The sequence below is a fragment of the Azospirillum sp. UFLA03-27 genome (assembly GCF_059803775.1).
On record NZ_JAUQTX010000516.1, the window covers coordinates 1 to 885 of the forward strand.

1 protein-coding gene is annotated in these 885 nt (G+C 72.3%); it reads right to left on the bottom strand.

The genetic code is table 11. From position 1 onward, the window contains the following. Positions 1 to 20: 20 nt before the first annotated feature. Positions 21 to 776: a response regulator gene (locus Q4I23_RS32820; protein WP_498529021.1), complete on the bottom strand. Its 756-nt coding sequence runs from the start codon at positions 774 to 776 to the stop codon at positions 21 to 23. Positions 777 to 885 lie beyond the last annotated feature (109 nt).

Genomic DNA, 885 nt, shown 5'->3' on the forward strand with positions numbered 1-885 from the left:
GCGTATAATCGTCGGCAGCGTCAGATGTGTATAAGAGACAGGTCGGCCACCGGTTCGTCCACTGCGGGCGGCAGGAAGCAGGACAGCGCGGCGTCGAGCTTCGCCAGATCCAGCGGCTTGCTCAGCGCCTCGTCCATGCCGGCCGCGCGGTAGCTCTCGATGTCCGCCGGGGCGGCGTTGGCGGTCAGGGCGACGATCGGCAGATGGGCGCCGGTGGCGCGCTCCGCCGCGCGGATGCGGCGGGTCAGCTCGAACCCGTCCACTTCGGGCATCTGGATGTCGGTCAGCAACAGGGCGTAGCGCCGCCGCCCCAGTGCGGCTAAGGCCTCCGCCCCGCCGTTGGTCAGCTTCGCCGTGTGGCCCAGCGAGGTGAGCTGCATCTGCAGGACTTTCCGGTTGATCGCGTTGTCCTCCGCCACCAGGATCAGCCGCCCGCGGGCCTCCGCCTCGGTGATGGCGCGCTCCGGACTCAGCACGGCCGGGGCGCAGCGCACGGCGGGCGGCGGGTCTTCGCCGGGTGCGGCGTCCGTCAGGGCACGCCCGGCGGCCACCGCCACGGCGCGCACCAGGGGCGTGCGGCGGACCGGTCGGCTCACCGGGACCGATCCGTCGGCGAGGCGGCCGCCGACGGTGGTGGGGTCCTGCAGCAGCACCGTCGGCACCTGCGCTTCCCCGACGCGGCGGCCTAGCAATTGCGGCGCCTGGGCGGCGGCGGGGGTGTGCAGAGCCTCGTCCACCACCACGACGTTCAGGGCACCGCGTTCCGTTTGGGCCATGCGGGCCTGTTCGGCCAGGGCGTCCGGTTGTCCGGCGGCCAGCACGCGCGCCCCGGCCGCTTCCAGATCTGTCTCTTATACACATCTGACGCTGCCGACGATTATACGC

Coding starts and splice junctions, on each gene's coding strand:
- Q4I23_RS32820 (WP_498529021.1), bottom strand. CDS start 776: ATGGCCCAAACGGAACGCGGTGCCCTGAACGTCGTGGTGGTGGACGAG.